Origin of the sequence: Dokdonia sp. Asnod3-C12 (assembly GCF_045063975.1) — a bacterium.
Taxonomy (GTDB): domain Bacteria; phylum Bacteroidota; class Bacteroidia; order Flavobacteriales; family Flavobacteriaceae; genus Dokdonia.
On sequence record NZ_JBEFNY010000003.1, the window covers coordinates 2,838,415 to 2,854,232 of the forward strand.

At 36.5% G+C, this 15,818-nt stretch carries 17 protein-coding genes; 6 read left to right on the forward strand and 11 right to left on the reverse strand.

What is annotated here, in order from left to right:
* The first annotated feature begins 15 nt into the window (after positions 1 to 15).
* A complete protein-coding gene (locus tag ACJJVW_RS12845; RefSeq protein ID WP_405252335.1) occupies positions 16 to 1,224 on the forward strand; it encodes a class I SAM-dependent rRNA methyltransferase in 1,209 nt (402 codons plus the stop codon).
* A gap of 7 nt (positions 1,225 to 1,231) precedes the next feature.
* Positions 1,232 to 2,779, forward strand: a complete 1,548-nt coding sequence (locus tag ACJJVW_RS12850) for a family 20 glycosylhydrolase (protein WP_405252337.1) — start codon at positions 1,232 to 1,234, stop codon at positions 2,777 to 2,779.
* Here ACJJVW_RS12850 and ACJJVW_RS12855 read toward each other — a convergent pair.
* Both ACJJVW_RS12855 and ACJJVW_RS12860 read right to left on the reverse strand, forming a co-directional pair.
* Positions 2,769 to 3,200, reverse strand: coding sequence for a hypothetical protein (locus tag ACJJVW_RS12855; RefSeq protein WP_339845192.1), 432 nt, complete (start codon positions 3,198 to 3,200; stop codon positions 2,769 to 2,771). The two genes, ACJJVW_RS12850 and ACJJVW_RS12855, sit on opposite strands and share 11 nt — an antisense overlap.
* A gap of 117 nt (positions 3,201 to 3,317) precedes the next feature.
* On the reverse strand, positions 3,318 to 4,373 hold the full coding sequence (locus ACJJVW_RS12860) for a vWA domain-containing protein (RefSeq protein WP_405252339.1): 1,056 nt from the start codon (positions 4,371 to 4,373) through the stop codon (positions 3,318 to 3,320).
* A 177-nt stretch (positions 4,374 to 4,550) separates the two neighbouring features.
* On the opposite strand from ACJJVW_RS12860, the gene ACJJVW_RS12865 reads away from it, so the two are divergent.
* The gene (locus tag ACJJVW_RS12865) at positions 4,551 to 5,327 is read left to right on the forward strand and encodes a hypothetical protein (RefSeq protein WP_405252341.1); all 777 of its coding nucleotides are present in this window, start codon (positions 4,551 to 4,553) and stop codon (positions 5,325 to 5,327) included.
* Between the two features lies 1 nt (position 5,328).
* Here ACJJVW_RS12865 and ACJJVW_RS12870 read toward each other — a convergent pair whose 3' ends face one another.
* The 4 genes from ACJJVW_RS12870 to ACJJVW_RS12885 form a co-directional block, all read right to left on the reverse strand.
* Positions 5,329 to 7,164 (reverse strand): ABC transporter ATP-binding protein, encoded by a 1,836-nt coding sequence (locus tag ACJJVW_RS12870; protein WP_405252343.1) that lies wholly within the window; start codon positions 7,162 to 7,164, stop codon positions 5,329 to 5,331.
* 34 nt (positions 7,165 to 7,198) lie between these two features.
* Positions 7,199 to 8,926, reverse strand: a complete 1,728-nt coding sequence (locus tag ACJJVW_RS12875; protein WP_405252345.1) for a phospho-sugar mutase — start codon at positions 8,924 to 8,926, stop codon at positions 7,199 to 7,201.
* Positions 8,927 to 9,015: 89 nt separating this feature from the next.
* A complete protein-coding gene (locus ACJJVW_RS12880; RefSeq protein WP_405252347.1) occupies positions 9,016 to 9,957 on the reverse strand; it encodes a glycosyltransferase in 942 nt (313 codons plus the stop codon).
* 9 nt (positions 9,958 to 9,966) lie between these two features.
* Positions 9,967 to 10,506, reverse strand: a complete 540-nt coding sequence (locus ACJJVW_RS12885) for a DUF4199 domain-containing protein (protein ID WP_405252349.1) — start codon at positions 10,504 to 10,506, stop codon at positions 9,967 to 9,969.
* 181 nt (positions 10,507 to 10,687) lie between these two features.
* Between ACJJVW_RS12885 and ACJJVW_RS12890 the strand changes: the two genes are divergently transcribed.
* The 3 genes from ACJJVW_RS12890 to ACJJVW_RS12900 all read left to right on the forward strand — a co-directional run bounded on the left by ACJJVW_RS12890 (position 10,688) and on the right by ACJJVW_RS12900 (position 13,564).
* On the forward strand, positions 10,688 to 10,939 hold the full coding sequence (locus ACJJVW_RS12890) for a type B 50S ribosomal protein L31 (protein ID WP_035337593.1): 252 nt from the start codon (positions 10,688 to 10,690) through the stop codon (positions 10,937 to 10,939).
* A 325-nt stretch (positions 10,940 to 11,264) separates the two neighbouring features.
* Positions 11,265 to 12,593 carry a signal recognition particle protein gene (gene ffh, locus ACJJVW_RS12895; protein WP_405252351.1) on the forward strand — a complete coding sequence of 443 codons (1,329 nt, stop codon included), beginning with the start codon at positions 11,265 to 11,267 and terminating at the stop codon, positions 12,591 to 12,593.
* Between the two features lie 77 nt (positions 12,594 to 12,670).
* Positions 12,671 to 13,564 carry a bifunctional 5,10-methylenetetrahydrofolate dehydrogenase/5,10-methenyltetrahydrofolate cyclohydrolase gene (locus ACJJVW_RS12900; RefSeq protein ID WP_108878511.1) on the forward strand — a complete coding sequence of 298 codons (894 nt, stop codon included), beginning with the start codon at positions 12,671 to 12,673 and terminating at the stop codon, positions 13,562 to 13,564.
* Here ACJJVW_RS12900 and ACJJVW_RS12905 read toward each other — a convergent pair whose 3' ends face one another.
* The 5 genes from ACJJVW_RS12905 to ACJJVW_RS12925 all read right to left on the reverse strand — a co-directional run bounded on the left by ACJJVW_RS12905 (position 13,565) and on the right by ACJJVW_RS12925 (position 15,796).
* Positions 13,565 to 13,852, reverse strand: a complete 288-nt coding sequence (locus tag ACJJVW_RS12905) for a hypothetical protein (RefSeq protein WP_405252353.1) — start codon at positions 13,850 to 13,852, stop codon at positions 13,565 to 13,567.
* Position 13,853: 1 nt separating this feature from the next.
* On the reverse strand, positions 13,854 to 14,552 hold the full coding sequence (locus ACJJVW_RS12910; protein ID WP_405252355.1) for a hypothetical protein: 699 nt from the start codon (positions 14,550 to 14,552) through the stop codon (positions 13,854 to 13,856).
* A gap of 81 nt (positions 14,553 to 14,633) precedes the next feature.
* The gene (locus ACJJVW_RS12915; RefSeq protein ID WP_298324083.1) at positions 14,634 to 15,026 is read right to left on the reverse strand and encodes a cupredoxin domain-containing protein; all 393 of its coding nucleotides are present in this window, start codon (positions 15,024 to 15,026) and stop codon (positions 14,634 to 14,636) included.
* A 442-nt stretch (positions 15,027 to 15,468) separates the two neighbouring features.
* Positions 15,469 to 15,609 carry a hypothetical protein gene (locus ACJJVW_RS12920; protein WP_013749540.1) on the reverse strand — a complete coding sequence of 47 codons (141 nt, stop codon included), beginning with the start codon at positions 15,607 to 15,609 and terminating at the stop codon, positions 15,469 to 15,471.
* A gap of 28 nt (positions 15,610 to 15,637) precedes the next feature.
* Positions 15,638 to 15,796 (reverse strand): lmo0937 family membrane protein, encoded by a 159-nt coding sequence (locus tag ACJJVW_RS12925; protein WP_298324086.1) that lies wholly within the window; start codon positions 15,794 to 15,796, stop codon positions 15,638 to 15,640.
* Positions 15,797 to 15,818: the final 22 nt, after the last annotated feature.

Below are 15,818 nucleotides of genomic sequence, written 5' to 3' on the forward strand. Positions count from 1 at the left end.
AATACTACATCTTACATGATAGATTTACCTCAAATAAAGACAAAGAGACTTGCAGTACACCTCACTACAAATGCCGAAAAGCTTGTAAAACAAGGACATCCTTGGATTTTTGAAAATAGCATAGCAAAGCTTAATAAAGCTGGAACCTCTGGTGACATTGCCATTCTTTTTGATAATCGATCTGATAAAGTGTTTGGAATAGGATTGTATGATCCAGATTCTCCTATAAGAATAAAGGTTCTTAGTAACGTACCGGCAACAATAAATGAGGAGTTCTTTAAAACTAGAATAAAAGAAGCATTCTCCTTGAGAAAACAACTATTAAGGACAAACACCAATAGTTATCGTCTCATTTTTGGAGAGAATGATGGTTTTCCAGGACTCATTGCAGATGTTTATAATGATGTCATTGTTGTAAAAATTTACAGCGCTATCTGGTTTCCATATCTCGAAGAAATATTACCTGATCTTATTGAAACCTCAAAAGCAAATACAATGGTATTGCGCTTAAGTCGCAATGTTGCAAAAGGTAAATCACATGGACTTACAGATGGACAAGTTATCTTTGGAACCCTCAAAAAAGAAGTAGTTCGTTTTGTGGAACACGGAGTGAAATTTTCGGCAAACGTGATTCATGGGCATAAAACAGGATACTTTCTCGACCACCGCAACAATAGGAAAAGAGTAGGAGACATGGCAAAAGGAAAGACTGTGCTAGATGTCTTTAGTTATGCAGGAGGATTCTCTGTACATGCACTTGCTGGAGGAGCAACAGAGGTGTTGAGCCTTGATATAAGTGCTCAGGCATTACAAGTTGCCCTAGAAAATGGTAAACTCAATAAACATACAGGAAAACATAAGATTCTTGCCATAGATGCTTTTGTAGGCTTACAGCAACTTATAGATGATGGGGAGAAGTATGATATCGTAGTGATAGATCCACCAAGTTTTGCAAAAAGTGCAAAGGAAGTACATACAGCAAGAAATAGCTACGCTAGACTTGCTCAATTAGGAACCAAATTAACAGCCAAAAAAGGGATGCTTGTACTAGCATCTTGTTCATCTAGAGTAGAAGCAGAGGCATTTTTTGATATCTGTGAACTAAATATAAAAAAGGCAGATCGCAAGTTTACGGTTGAAGGTAAAACCTACCATGATAGCGATCACCCTATTAGTTTTCCTGAAGGAGCATATCTTAAGTGTGGTTATTATAGATTAAATTAATCAAGTTATGGCTTTGAGATTTTTAGTGCTAGTTATTTGTTTCTCATTTTTCTCTTGTAAAAAGGAGAAACCTCTTGTGCAAACAAGTATTGAAAAGCTCGTTCTTATCCCAATTCCAGATCAGATAGTTGCAGAGGATTATGGCTTTTTATTTGATCAGGAAACTAGAGTGATGAGTGATACATTGCCAGAAGTGCAAGCAATTGCCACGCAGTTTAAAAATCTTTTAAAACAAACACCTTTTCCATTAACACTAGATAATGAAGTAGATGAAAATGTAGTTTCATTTAATATTGTGTCTAGTGATAGTATACCTTCCCCAGAGGGATATGCACTTGCTATAAATAATAAGAGATTGTCGCTTGCTGGGTCTACACCTAGTGGTGTCTTTAGGGGTATGCAAACGCTATTGCAAGTTTTACCAGATGCTCTTATTGCAGGAAAGCAGATTGATAGTCTAGTCATCCCAGGACTAAAAATTGTAGATGCACCGCAGTACGAGTATAGAGGTATGATGCTAGACGTTGCACGTCACTTCTTTACCGTAGATGAAGTAAAGCGTCTCATTGACCAAATGGCATTGTATAAACTCAATAAATTGCACTTACACTTAACGGATGACCAAGGGTGGCGTATAGAAATCAAATCTTGGCCTAAGCTCACTGAAATAGGAGGTAGCTCTTCTGTGCGTAATGAACGCCCTGGGTTTTATACGCAAGAGGATTATAAATCTATCGTAGCCTATGCTCAGTCAAAATTTATTGCGGTGATTCCAGAGATTGATATGCCTGGACATACTAACGCAGCATTGGCATCTTATCCAGAACTCAACTGCAATGGTAAAGCCACAAAGTTGTATAAGGGAATGCGTGTAGGCTTCAGCACCTTGTGTGTGGATAAAGATATCACATACACATTTGTAGAAGATGTGATAAAGGAAATAGCAGCAATGACCCCTGGGCCATATATACACCTAGGAGGGGATGAATCCCATGTCACTTCAAAAAAGGATTATAATATTTTTCTCAATAAAGTATTTTCAATAGTAAAGAAATATAAAAAACAAGTGATAGGCTGGGAAGAGATAGAAAGTGCCGGTGTAGATAGTACTTACATAGTACAACACTGGCAAAGAACTACTACCGCATCACGAGGACTTGCTCAAGGTGCAAAAGTCATTTTATCTCCTGCAAAGCGCATGTACTTGGATATGAAATATACTAAGAAGTCACCTATAGGTCTTACTTGGGCTGGAACGGTTGAGGTGGATAGTGCTTATATCTGGAAACCATCACAAATTTTTGAGGATGTACCGCCTTCACAAGTGTTGGGAATCGAATCTCCTTTGTGGTCTGAAACCATAAAATCGTCTGATGATATTGAATATCTCGCTTTTCCTAGGCTTATAGGTCACGCAGAGTTGGGCTGGAGTAAGCCCGAAAATTATAATTGGGATTCTTATAAGAGGCGATTATATAAGCATTATAAGAGAATGGATATTTTAAAGATTAACTATTATAATTCTCCAGTACTTGAAACTAAAATCAAGCCGTAGTTTTCTTAATAATGTATTCTTTTTGCTGCTCTTTAGCCCAATCTACTGCTTCATTTAAATCAAAGAATTTTTTGATTTTAGATTTAAAGAAAAGGCGTTCTAGGAGTATGTCTGAGCGTTCTTGCTGACTGTAAGAAACCACAGCAAATGCACTTATAGAATTACGTGCTTTAAAATATTTAAGCCAGTCTTGAGGTACTAAAGAATAAGAGTGAACACGATTTGATATGTAGGCTATCTTATTTTCTGTTCCATAATGGTTTTCGGCTAGATGGAGGAGTTCTTGCGCCATCTGCCAGTCAAAGAGCATACCTTCATTAATTTCTGAGATAATAAAATCTTCAAAAAAATAGTAAGTTCCTGTTTCTAAGATGTAAACATCTTCTAATACATTATTAAGGTTTGATTCTGATACTAGCATAATACAAAGATATACTATTGTCAAAATTGTTACTTGATAATAGTATCTTGTAATCGGGCGCATCTGTAAAGCTGCCTTTTGTGTCGATTAACTACTCAAATTGAGTAGTTAAAATAGCTATTCACAACCACTAGTGAATCCTGTTGCATCAAAGGAAGTTTGAACTAGTCCATCTTGATTCCCATTAATTACTTGAATCACAAGGTTATTCATACCACTTCCATCACGTTTTGGGCTGCAGTATTCAAACAAGTAAAAACTATTTGCTTGTCCAGCTACACCATTAGATATATCATTAAAGACAGACTCTAGCTCTTCTGCATTAGATGCAAATACACTTTGTGTTTGTCCTATTTTAGAAAGTATGCCTTCATCTATCTCTGAGCCAAGACCTATAGTAAAGAAGCTTATATCATCATCTGCATCAGAAACAGCATCTACTGCCTCTTGTTCTGTATATCTAGCTGCTTGATCTGTTCCGTCTGTAAAAATTACTACAGAGGCTGCTGCAAATAGTTCTTCATTTTCAGAAACGTCAATAATATCATCTGCAATTTCGGTAGCTTTAATTACGGCACCATATAAATCTGTTGAGGGATCATTACTGATATCCTCTGTAATTCCATCTATAGCTTCTTGTAGCACAGCTGCACTGGTGGTGAGTGGTTGTAATTCATGAAGAACATCTTCTCCATCAAACCAGTAAATTGCCATTTTAAAAGAATCTGTTGGGATTGCTGGCATTACATTAGATATAAAACTGCTTGACGCTTGCTTAAGTTCTTGCAAGCTTGTGCTCAAGACACTGTTACTTAAATCTAACACTAGTAGTGTGTTATTTGAAAATATTTGAGCATTTGGAGATATTGCGCCAGATGCCTCAGAATTTGAAATTTCATTATAGCAATCGTCATTACGGCCTTGCTCAAAAATTGTAAAATTAGAAGGTGTTAATCCTGCTACGGGACTACCGTCACTGCCATTTACTTTAAAGAAAACAGATACCTTAGAAGGTAGTGTGGTAAAAGATTCTTGTATGGTAATATCAAGCTCTTGGGTTCCTAAGTTGAGACAGTCTATATCTGTTGCGCTATTTCCATCGTCGTCTCTTGAGCTACAAGAAAAAGATAAAGAGGCTAGGACAAAAAGAGCAAGTAATGCACGTAGTTTCATAAGTATTCATTTGTTTGATGTGGTTAGAACGCATTACATTTCAATTTATTTCTTAATATGTTGTAATGAACGATAAATTTTGCCAACTGATATATTGACCTATAAATTTCAAATATTTTATCTTTGAATACGTTAGGTTGCTGTTACGCTTTCGCGAAAGCGTAATTTTAATCAACAATGGCATACTTTATGGTAAATATGCATGGAAGCCATAACTCTAAAATGTTACATCGACTCACTTACTATTTGAAAACTACTTTCCCCATATCAATTAAAGCTCTTCCATTATTAGCCTTACTCTTAGTATCTCTAAGTGCACAAGCTCAAATAGATGCACCTAGTGCTTCTATAGAAATTAAGGGAAAGCAGCCTAATGATGTGCCAGCGCCTGTGTTTATAGCACCTATGGCACGAGAAAAGAGCAGTGATGTACAATCTGGCTCCCTTATTTTTAAGAGCAAAGTAAAGCTTAAAGATCCTTTTAAATCAAATGAGAAAAGAGAGATCAATTTTATGGAAGGCACTGACTTTGCAGAAAAAACGTACACTGCTCTCGAAAATAAGATGAATAATTCTCAAGAAAAAGATAGAGAAAAACTCCGTCCAGAATATTTTAGAGATCAATACTTAGGCGACTTTAAAAGCGGATCAAAATTTGTAAACTTTACTTACAGAGATCACGGCGCAGTAGATGGAGATCTAGTGAGCGTGAGTGTAAATGATACCATTGTGCATCCTAGAATATTTCTTGAAGGTCAGTTTCAAGGATTTTATCTCGATCTTAAAAAAGGGTTTAATAAAATAGAAATTAAGGCACTTAATCAAGGCTCAGTAGGAGCAAATACTGCACAGTTTGTAATGTATGATGATATGAAAAAGGTGATTTCTTCAAACACTTGGTTTCTAGCATCTGGCTATACAGCAACCGTTGTAATTGTTAAAGAAAACGACTAGTCTAAGCCTCTTCAAAAGATTGCATTGATACTAGTTTGTGATACATTCCCTTCTTATCAATAAGCTCTTGATGTTTTCCTTGCTCTACAATTTCTCCTTTTTGCATGACCACAATCTCATCTGCGTTTTGAATAGTAGAAAGTCTGTGAGCAATTACAATTGAAGTTCTGTTCTTCATCATATTTTCTAGCGCTTTCTGCACGAGACGCTCACTTTCCGTATCTAATGCTGAGGTAGCTTCATCTAGAATCATTATAGGCGGATTCTTAAGAACCGCTCTAGCAATAGAGAGACGCTGCTTTTGTCCTCCACTCAATTTATTACCACTATCACCTATATTAGTATCAAGCCCCTTAGGGAGGTCTTGTACAAACTCCCAAGCATTAGCAATTTTAAGTGCGTCAATAATTTCTTCATCTGTGGCGTTTTCTTTACCTAGATTAATATTGTTTCGTATTGTATCGTTAAATAGTATCGCATCTTGAGTCACTAACCCCATAAGGTTACGTAGAGATTTTTTAGAAATATCTCTTATGTCAGTTTCGTCTATTTTTATGCTTCCTTCATTAACATCATAAAAACGAGTAACTAGATTTGCAATCGTACTTTTTCCAGAACCAGACTGACCTACAAGTGCCACGGTGTGTCCTTTCTTTACATTAAGTGTAAAATTTTTCAGTACACTTTCACTATCATATTTAAATGATATACCTTCTATGTGTACGTTCTTATCAAAAGAGTTTTTGATTATAGGATTGTGATTGTCTTTTATAGTTGTTTCGGTTTCTAATACCTCAAGTATACGCGCGGCAGCAGCGTCTCCTTTTTTAACTGAGTAACTTGCTTTTGCAATAGATTTTGCAGGAGTTAAAATTTGATAAGCTAATCCCATGTATACAATGAATTGAGCTCCATCTAAACCTCCAGACCCATCTAACACCATATTACCACCGTACCATAATAAAATTCCGATTACCGTAATTCCTAAGAACTCACTTACAGGAGAAGCTAAGTTTTGCCTATGTGTAAGAGTATTACTGTATTTTTCAAATTTACTAGTAGAGGTTTGAAACTTAGTTTCCATTCTATCTTCGGCTGCAAATCCTTTTATAATTTTAAGATTGGCTAGCGTTTCCTCTACGAGAGACAAGAAGTATCCTTGCTCTGTCTGTACTTGACCTGATTTCCTTTTGAGACTTTTTCCAATTTTTGAAATTATAAATCCAGCCACAGGTATGAAAATAAATACAAAAAGAGTCAGTTGTGCACTCATAAACAACATAGTGCCTATTGCAAAAAGAATAGTAAGAGGTTCTCTTATAAAAAGTTCTAGTATCGATAAGAAAGAATGTTGCACTTCAAGAACATCAGACGTGATTCTTGCAATAGTATCTCCTTTCCTTTTTTCTGAGTAGAAACTTAAATTAAGATTGACGATACGGTTGTACATCTTGTTACGGATGTCTTTAAGAACGCCATTCCTTAGATAGGTGATGAAGTAGTTTGCTAAGTATCCAAAGACGTTTTTTAATAAAAAGGTGACAATGACAAGCCCAACCATGATACCTAATACATACACATCTCCGTGAAGATCAGTTTGCGTATTGATAAAGTAATTAAGAGAGTCATCTAGAAAGCTTTTTAAGCTACAGGAAGATTCAAGAGTAGGTTTTATTCTCACAGGGTCTACTTGTTTAAGTAGCACCGTAAGCATAGGTATAAGCGAAACGAAAGCTAGCGTACCAAAAAGAGCATATAAAATATTAAACAAAATATTTAAAAATCCGTATTTCTTATAAGGAATGGCAAACTTGAGAATCTTCTTAAAATATTCCATAGAGTGTTTCCGCTTGCGCGAAATTTTGAATTATTTAAACGCCTAATGCATTTTTTATACCAGCAAGACGTTTATCTAGTGTTGCAGAAATTGTGTCATACTCACTCAACGAAGCCAGTGGAGCATTGACGCTTATATAAAACTTTACTTTAGGTTCTGTACCGCTAGGTCTAGCAGCAACTTTGCTGCCATCTTCTGTATAAAAAATAAGCACATTAGATTTTGGGACATCAATGGTAGTGGTCTCTCCCGTAAGCAGGTGACGACTAGTAGATGATTGGTAATCTTCTACACGTATCACTTTACTTCCATTAATTTCTTTCATAGGCTCTAGACGAAGATCTTTGAGCATTTGCTTGATTTCCTCTGCGCCAGATTGTCCTTTTTTTACAAGGGCAATAAGTGTTTCCTTGTAAAAACCGTGTTTTACGTACAGCGTTTTCAGTTTTTCAAACAGTGTCTGTCCTTGTTCTTTTGCTTGAGCAGCAATGGTACAAGCGAGTAGGGTAGCGGTCACGGCATCTTTATCTCTTACAAAATCACCTACCATATAGCCGAAGCTTTCTTCACCACCACCTACAAAGTGCTGGTTAGGATGATCAACAATCATTTTGGCAATCCATTTAAAGCCTGTAAGTCCTGTTTTGCATTCTACATCATACGCATCTGCAAGAATATCCATCATAGGTGTAGACACGATGGTACTTCCTATAAATGGTGCTGTGTGTTGATCTGCGCTTTCGCGAAAGCGTTCTAATAAATAATCTGTCATTAAGATCATAGTTTGATTACCATTTAAAATGGTAAGCTTGCCATCATCTCCTCTCACAGCAATCCCTAGTCGATCACAATCCGGATCTGTACCTATAACGATGTCTGCATTTTTTTCTTCACCAAGTTCGAGCGCCATTTTAAGAGCGGCAGTTTCTTCTGGGTTAGGAGAAACAACGGTAGGGAAGTTACCGTCTGGAACTTCTTGTTCTTTTACAATATGAAGGTTTGTAAATCCTGCTTGTCTAAGCGTATCTGGAACGAGCGTGATTGAGGTTCCGTGTAACGAGGTGAAAACGATATTTAGGTCCTTCTTTGTTTCACTAGTAAGACCAAAAGACACATTTGCAACACTTGCATCTACAAAAGCTTTATCTACTTCTTTATCTACAAGTTCAATAAGAGAGTCATCTCCATTGAATTTTATAGCACTAAAGTCAAGCGCATCTATTGTGGCTATGACTTCGTTATCTTGTGGTGGTACGAGCTGTCCACCATCTTCCCAGTACACTTTGTAACCGTTATATTCTGGAGGGTTGTGACTCGCAGTGAGTACAATACCGCACTGGCAATCTAGGTGACGCACAGCAAAACTCAATTCTGGTGTAGGTCTAAGATCAGAAAATAGAAATACTTTAATCCCATTTGCCGAAAATACATTTGCAACCACTTGAGCAAGTTCTTTACTGTTATGACGGCAATCATAAGCAATAGCGACCTTTATTTTTTTGTCAGGAAACTGTTTGTGCAAGTAGTCAGATAGACCTTGGGTGTTTTTTCCTAAGGTGTATTTATTAATTCTGTTAGTTCCAGCTCCCATGATACCGCGCATTCCGCCAGTACCAAATTCTAGATTCTTATAGAAACTATCTGCAAGCTCATCTGGATTGTGAGCGATATTTTCTTTAATGGCTTGTTGAGTTTCCTCATCAAAGGTTGCTGTAAGCCATGCATTTGCTTTTTCTAAAATAGAGGGATCGTGGTATACCATAAGAATGTGTGTTGTTTACTAACAAAAATACGATTTTGTTATAATTTATAAAGCTCACTACGAGGGATGTCTACGTGTTGAGCTGTATGTTATAAAGTCTCTTTAACATTGTATCTCTTTTTATCACGTTTTGATCTTAGTACGAGTTCGCCTAAGAAGCCAGCAATAAATAGTTGAATACCCATAAGCATCGCAACAAGTGAAATATAAAATTGTGGTCTCTCTGTAATCAGTCTGCCCGCTCTATGAAAGAATACTTTATCTATACCTAAGTATCCAGCAAAGCCAAAACCTATTACAAACATAAGAACACCTAACGCACCAAAAAGGTGCATAGGTCGCTTTCCAAAACTTCCTAAAAACCAAATCGTGAGTAAATCTAAGAAGCCATTTAAAAAACGTTCCATACCAAATTTAGTCTCACCATACTTACGAGCTTGATGCTGTACTACTTTCTCACCTATGTTTGAAAACCCTGCATTCTTAGCAAGTACGGGTATGTATCGGTGCATCTCACCATATACATCCACGGTTTTGATTACTTCTTTTTTGTAGGCTTTTAAGCCACAGTTAAAGTCGTGTAGTTTGAGGCCGCTAGTTTTTCTTGCTGCGGCGTTAAAGAGTTTACTAGGTAAGTTTTTTGCAATTACAGAGTCGTAGCGCTTCTTTTTCCATCCTGAGACTAAGTCATACTTATCTTCGGTAATCATGCGGTATAAGTCTGGAATCTCCTCTGGATTATCTTGCAAATCTGCATCCATAGTGATGATTACATCACCTTCGGCAGCTTCAAAACCTGCGTGTAAGGCTTGTGATTTACCGTAGTTACGATTAAAGCGAATTCCTTTGATGTTATCACGCTTTCGCGAAAGCGTTTCAATCACCTCCCAAGAAGCATCTGTACTTCCATCATCTATAAATAGGATTTCATAAGAAAAACCATTGGTTTCCAGGGTTTCTGAAATCCAATGGTGTAGTTCTTTAAGTGATTCTTCCTCATTAAGTAGAGGTATGACAACAGATATTTGCATAAATAATTTTTAAGCGTCTGCGTATGGGTTTTCTTTTTTCATTATTAATCCTCCTATTAAAGAGATAATGAAGCCGAAAAATAATGATAACATGATAGCAATAGGAATCATGAAGCCAATCTTAGTAAAGGGCTCTTGAAAAGAAATAGTCTGATCAATTTGTGAGTCTGTCATATCTGGGTACATCTCAATCATTTGAGTACGTAGCGCGTCAAGTGCTAGTTCTGAGTAATTAGGTTCGAGAACTTGAGTAAGTACGACAACCCATAGAGCACCTAAAAGTGCTGCTATAAGTGAAACTCCAAGGCCAATTTTAATCGCTTGTCCAAGTTTTAAAAAGCCACCGTTACTTTCTTTAAACGCTTTAAAAGCTAGAATAATAACTACGACTGTCATTACAAAATTGAGAATTCCTAATGACCAGTGAGGGGCAAGGAAGTTATCTGTTACGTATAATATTACATTAAATAGAATAGCTAGTATACCCAGTACTAGACCAAATTTGAGCATTACATCTTTTGCAGATGTTGGTTTGTCTTCTAATATCATAATAATGGTTGTTTTGGTTATGGTCAGTTAGTAGACAAATATACAATATCGTTACGCCGAGCGTAGAAAAATCGTAACTTCGTGAAATAGGTAATATTTATTTTAAAAAATAGTTGCTCATTTTTAAAATTTATGTAAATTTGCACCTCGAAAAATAGAATAATTTTTAAGTACGATTATAATGAAAGCAGATATACACCCAGAAAATTTTAGAGTAGTAGCATTTAAAGACATGTCTAATGATGAGGTGTTCTTAACAAAATCTGCTGCAGATACTAAAGAAACTATTGAGATCGAAGGAACTGAGTATCCTTTAATAAAATTAGAAATCTCTAGAACTTCACATCCATTCTATACAGGTAAAGCTAAGCTTGTAGATACAGCTGGACGTATTGATAAGTTCAAAAACAAATACGCTAAGTTCAAGAAGTAATTTCTTGTTCTTATCAAGTACAAAGCCTCCTTTTACGGGAGGTTTTTTTTTTTTGTTACAACTCATGTTTAAAAGCTGTTTGGTTTTCTTATTAGAGTTGGTGCTGAGTCTATTAGCTCTTCATGTAAATAGCAGTTCCTTGCTTACTATCCCATCTTATAAGAAGTTAAGCGCAAGCATGAATCAATTGTACTAGTGGCACTCATTGCATTGCTTCTAGTTATTAAGTAGTTTTCTACACATTTTTATAGAATCTGTAATTATTATAGGAGTGATAAACCACTACAAATCCTTAAATTTGCAACCTTTACAATAGCAGATAACTATGTTTGATAATTTAAGTGATAAGTTAGATAAAGCCCTACACGTACTCAAAGGTCACGGTAGCATTACGGAAGTAAACGTTGCAGAGACACTTAAGGAAGTGCGTCGTGCTCTTATAGATGCAGATGTTAACTTTAAGACTGCAAAGGAATTTACAAACCGTGTTAAAGAAAAAGCTTTAGGATCTGACGTATTAACGACCCTACAACCTGGGCAGTTAATGGTGAAGCTTGTAAAAGATGAGCTTACAGAGTTAATGGGAGGTGATGCAGAAGGAATTAATCTTTCTGGTACTCCGTCTATTATCTTAATGTCAGGTTTACAAGGTTCTGGTAAGACAACCTTCTCAGGTAAGCTTGCAAACTTCCTTAAAACAAAAAAAACAAAGAAACCTTTATTAGTAGCTTGTGATGTATATCGTCCAGCGGCTATTGATCAGTTACACGTAGTAGGTGATCAGATTAAGATAGATGTATATTCTGATCGTGATGAGAAGAATCCAGTAAAGATTGCTCAAGATGGTATCGCTTTCGCGAAAGCAAACGGTCACAACGTAGTAATCATTGATACAGCAGGTCGTCTTGCTGTAGATGAGGTGATGATGAAAGAAATTGCAGACGTTCATGCTGCAATACAACCACAAGAGACACTTTTTGTAGTAGACTCGATGACTGGTCAAGATGCTGTAAATACGGCAAAAGCCTTTAATGACATTCTTAACTTTGACGGTGTTATCCTTACAAAGCTTGATGGCGATACTCGAGGTGGAGCAGCAATCTCTATTAAATCTGTAGTAGATAAGCCTATTAAGTTTATAGGTACTGGTGAAAAAATGGAAGCGATAGATGTATTTTATCCTTCACGTATGGCAGATCGTATTCTTGGAATGGGAGATGTTGTGTCACTTGTAGAGAGAGCACAAGAGCAGTTTGACGAAGAAGAGGCTAGAAAACTACAAAAGAAGATTGCAAAAAACCAATTTGGTTTTGATGACTTCTTAAAGCAAATACAGCAGGTAAAGAAAATGGGTAATATGAAGGACCTAATGGGAATGATCCCAGGTGCCGGAAAGATGCTCAAAGATGTAGACATTGATGACGATGCTTTTAAGCATATAGAAGCAATCATTCACTCCATGACGCCTAGTGAGCGTGAAAATCCCTCCACAATCAATGCGAGTCGTAAAAAACGCATAGGTAAAGGTTCTGGTACTTCGGTACAACAAGTAAATCAGTTACTCAAGCAATTTAATCAAATGAGTAAGATGATGAAAATGATGCAAGGAGGCGGAGGCCGCAAGATGATGCAGATGATGAATCAAATGAAATAACAATATCCTTAAAAGGCACCCATAACGGGTGTCTTTTTAATTTATATGAAACAAACTAAACCATAACGCTATTACCTATGACTATTCTTGACGGGAAGAAAACTTCAAACGACATTAAAAACGAAATCAAAGCCGAAGTTGACAAAATGAAAGCAAACGGTGAGAAGGTGCCTCATCTTGCTGCAGTGATTGTAGGTAATGATGGAGCTTCTCTTACATATGTAGGAAGTAAAGTGCGCGCCTGTGAGCGTGTAGGTTTTGAGTCTACCATGGTGCGCATGACAAACATGACTAGCGAAATTGAATTGCTAGACAAAATTGAGGAACTTAACCAGAACGAAGATATCGATGGTTTTATAGTGCAGTTACCATTACCTCCTCAAATTGATACTCAAAAAGTATTACTAGCAGTAGATCCAGATAAGGATGTAGATGGTTTTCACCCTACAAACTTTGGAAAGATGTCTCTTGATATGAGTACATTTATCCCTGCAACGCCATTTGGTATTCTTGAGCTTATGGATCGCTACGGTGTAGAGACTAAGGGAAAACATACCGTGGTTATAGGACGTAGCCACATTGTAGGTAGACCTATGAGTATATTAATGGGGCGTAAAGGCTTCCCAGGAAACTCTACTGTTACCTTAACACACAGTCATACTAAGAATATAACGCAAATTACATCACAAGCAGATATCATTATTACTGCACTAGGAGTTCCTGGATTCCTTAAAGCCGAAATGGTAAAAGATGGAGCTGTAATTGTAGATGTGGGAATCACTCGTGTACCAGATGAAACTCGTGAGAGAGGATATTATATTACTGGAGATGTAGACTTTGAGCCTGTAAGTAAAAAGGCAAGTTTTATCACGCCAGTACCAGGAGGAGTAGGGCCTATGACAATAGCCATGCTGCTTAAGAATACTTTACTAGCTCGCGAGCGTCACAGAGCGATGTCTAAGAAAAAATAACTAAGCATGCTTTGCGGCTCCAAAGAAAATAGGAATCGCGATCATGAGCATGCTCATAATACCTAGGATAGTGATAATCCAGTTATATCGTTTACCAATTAATCTTGATAAAACATATAACAAAGCTGTTGCAGCTCCTAGAATAAGTGGAATCCCAGCAACCGAAGCTGCGTTCTTGCTTAGCGTACCATAATCGCCATAGTAGAGCATTGCGGTGCAGATAATAATAAAACAGCCCAGAGTGATTAAGTTCCACTTTGGGCTGTTCTTTTTTTGTTTAAAACTCATATTATTTGATGACGTTTACATCTGTAAAGTATAGTCTAAAGCTACCATCTTCACTCTTGTGATCTGTAGCTATAGAAAGCCCTTCGATATTTTTGTATCCTTCAAAAGTTGTAACCATAGAAGGTTCGGTAGCATTTCCTTTTCTAAAAACCCATTCGGTAATTACATAGTCATCGCCATAGTAGAAGTCGTAGGCGTCTCCTGGTGTGTAACCTCCTTCATTTCCGTAGAGAAGGGTAAGTTTTTTAGTTTGCTTTCGCGAAAGCGGACTCATTACACTGTCGGTTACTTTTATTGAAGTTCCTTCATCCCAAACAAGTTGATAAGGAGCAAGAAGCCAGTATTTATCATTTATAAACCCTTGGTCTGCTTGCATAGAGGTGCTGTCTACGGTAGCACGATTATAAGAAATGGTATCTCCAGCGGCAATCATAGTCACATCATTTGTTACTGGTTTCCATGACCATGAACGACTTGCTACAGTAGCGCCGTTGCGATCTACATTAAATGTAAAGTCAAGTTGTTTTACATCTTTCCAGTTTGCAAGACCGTTTGCATAAGCAACTTTTTCTGCCTCTGTAGTAGGTGTGAATGTAGCTTCAACTTCTAGGTTATTGGTGTCTCCTGTAGTTGTGGTGTTTTCCTCTTTACAGCTTAATATAACTAGAGAAGATGCAAGAAGCATTGAGTATAATTTCATAGTGTTATTTTTGAAGTACAAAAATAACTAAAAAAAGCCCTGTATAAGGTTATACAAGGCTTTGCTATATTTTAATATAGGTTACTGCACTACAAGAACGTTGTCTGTAGATGTCTTGTTAAGTGGGCAGAAGTAAACATACTCACCTTTAGTAAGTTTTGTAACGTTTGAAGTTCCTGTCGTATTGTTAGGTACTACCGCAGTTACATAGGCAGTTTTGATGTGATTTTCTGGATTAGAAATATCTTTTCCTTTAGGTACTAAAACAAAACCTACATCTGTACCTACATTGTTATTTGCAATTGAAAACGTGTAAGTTCCTTCACTTACTACAATTTGCTTTTGGGTAAACTCTCCTTTAGTTTGCTCTAATGCGATTACTTTGTTAGAGCTCTCCTTCATCATTTTATCTTGCGCTTGTGCAGAAAAAGAAACCGTTAAGATAAGTACGAAAATTGAAATTATTTTTTTCATTGTATTGGATTTTGAACGTAAATGTTTTTTTAAAAATCAGTTTAGTAATTTCATGGTGGTTATAGTGATCACTAAAGCTTTACCATTTGAAATTCTTATGCTCGGTTGGACGGAGCTTTATGAGAACGCTTACATTTTAGTAGAGATAATTTTGTAATTAAGTAGTAACTATTTGTAAGTCAATTATAAATAGCACTTTTTTTATGCAGAGTAATCCAAATACAATCTTTCTAGCGTATATCATATTATATAATGGTTCTTAAATGTGTTGAGTCATTTAAGATTGATAAATAGATTACCGCAAGTTTCCCAAATAAATCCCTCATTCTAAAATGCGTTCTGCAGAGCCATTCTTCAAAACGCATTTTTTCTTGATAACATGAGAAACAAAAAAAAGCCTTTCCGTTTTGGAAAGGCTTTTCTATTAAAAATTTTGATGCGATTAATCTACTGCATCTTCAACGTCATCTACTGCATTTTCTACTGCGTTTCCTACTTTTTCGCCAGTAGTTTTTTCTCTACAGCTTGAAAATGAAAGTGTAAAAATTGCGATTGCTGCTAGTGTTAAAAATTTCTTAGTCATTGTTTTATGGTTTATTGATTACTTTGTTTTATAACTTTTTTCCGGTTGCTAGCCTGTAGAGAATTCCTACTACGGCCAATACAAGTAAGATGTGAATTAAACTTCCTACTGCATCTCCAAAGCCAAAATAGCCTACGAGCCAGCCTATAATTAATAGTACTACAATAAGCGATACAATATCTCTCATAACAATTGGTTTTATAGTTGTT

Coding starts and splice junctions, on each gene's coding strand:
- ACJJVW_RS12915 (WP_298324083.1), bottom strand. CDS start 15,026: ATGAAAAAAATAATTTCAATTTTCGTACTTATCTTAACGGTTTCTTTT.
- ACJJVW_RS12910 (WP_405252355.1), bottom strand. CDS start 14,552: ATGAAATTATACTCAATGCTTCTTGCATCTTCTCTAGTTATATTAAGC.
- ACJJVW_RS12870 (WP_405252343.1), bottom strand. CDS start 7,164: ATGGAATATTTTAAGAAGATTCTCAAGTTTGCCATTCCTTATAAGAAA.
- ACJJVW_RS12920 (WP_013749540.1), bottom strand. CDS start 15,609: ATGACTAAGAAATTTTTAACACTAGCAGCAATCGCAATTTTTACACTT.
- ACJJVW_RS12845 (WP_405252335.1), top strand. CDS start 16: ATGATAGATTTACCTCAAATAAAGACAAAGAGACTTGCAGTACACCTC.
- ACJJVW_RS12885 (WP_405252349.1), bottom strand. CDS start 10,506: ATGATATTAGAAGACAAACCAACATCTGCAAAAGATGTAATGCTCAAA.
- ffh (WP_405252351.1), top strand. CDS start 11,265: ATGTTTGATAATTTAAGTGATAAGTTAGATAAAGCCCTACACGTACTC.
- ACJJVW_RS12905 (WP_405252353.1), bottom strand. CDS start 13,852: ATGAGTTTTAAACAAAAAAAGAACAGCCCAAAGTGGAACTTAATCACT.
- ACJJVW_RS12890 (WP_035337593.1), top strand. CDS start 10,688: ATGAAAGCAGATATACACCCAGAAAATTTTAGAGTAGTAGCATTTAAA.
- ACJJVW_RS12860 (WP_405252339.1), bottom strand. CDS start 4,373: ATGAAACTACGTGCATTACTTGCTCTTTTTGTCCTAGCCTCTTTATCT.
- ACJJVW_RS12900 (WP_108878511.1), top strand. CDS start 12,671: ATGACTATTCTTGACGGGAAGAAAACTTCAAACGACATTAAAAACGAA.
- ACJJVW_RS12925 (WP_298324086.1), bottom strand. CDS start 15,796: ATGAGAGATATTGTATCGCTTATTGTAGTACTATTAATTATAGGCTGG.
- ACJJVW_RS12865 (WP_405252341.1), top strand. CDS start 4,551: ATGGCATACTTTATGGTAAATATGCATGGAAGCCATAACTCTAAAATG.
- ACJJVW_RS12855 (WP_339845192.1), bottom strand. CDS start 3,200: ATGCTAGTATCAGAATCAAACCTTAATAATGTATTAGAAGATGTTTAC.
- ACJJVW_RS12850 (WP_405252337.1), top strand. CDS start 1,232: ATGGCTTTGAGATTTTTAGTGCTAGTTATTTGTTTCTCATTTTTCTCT.
- ACJJVW_RS12875 (WP_405252345.1), bottom strand. CDS start 8,926: ATGGTATACCACGATCCCTCTATTTTAGAAAAAGCAAATGCATGGCTT.
- ACJJVW_RS12880 (WP_405252347.1), bottom strand. CDS start 9,957: ATGCAAATATCTGTTGTCATACCTCTACTTAATGAGGAAGAATCACTT.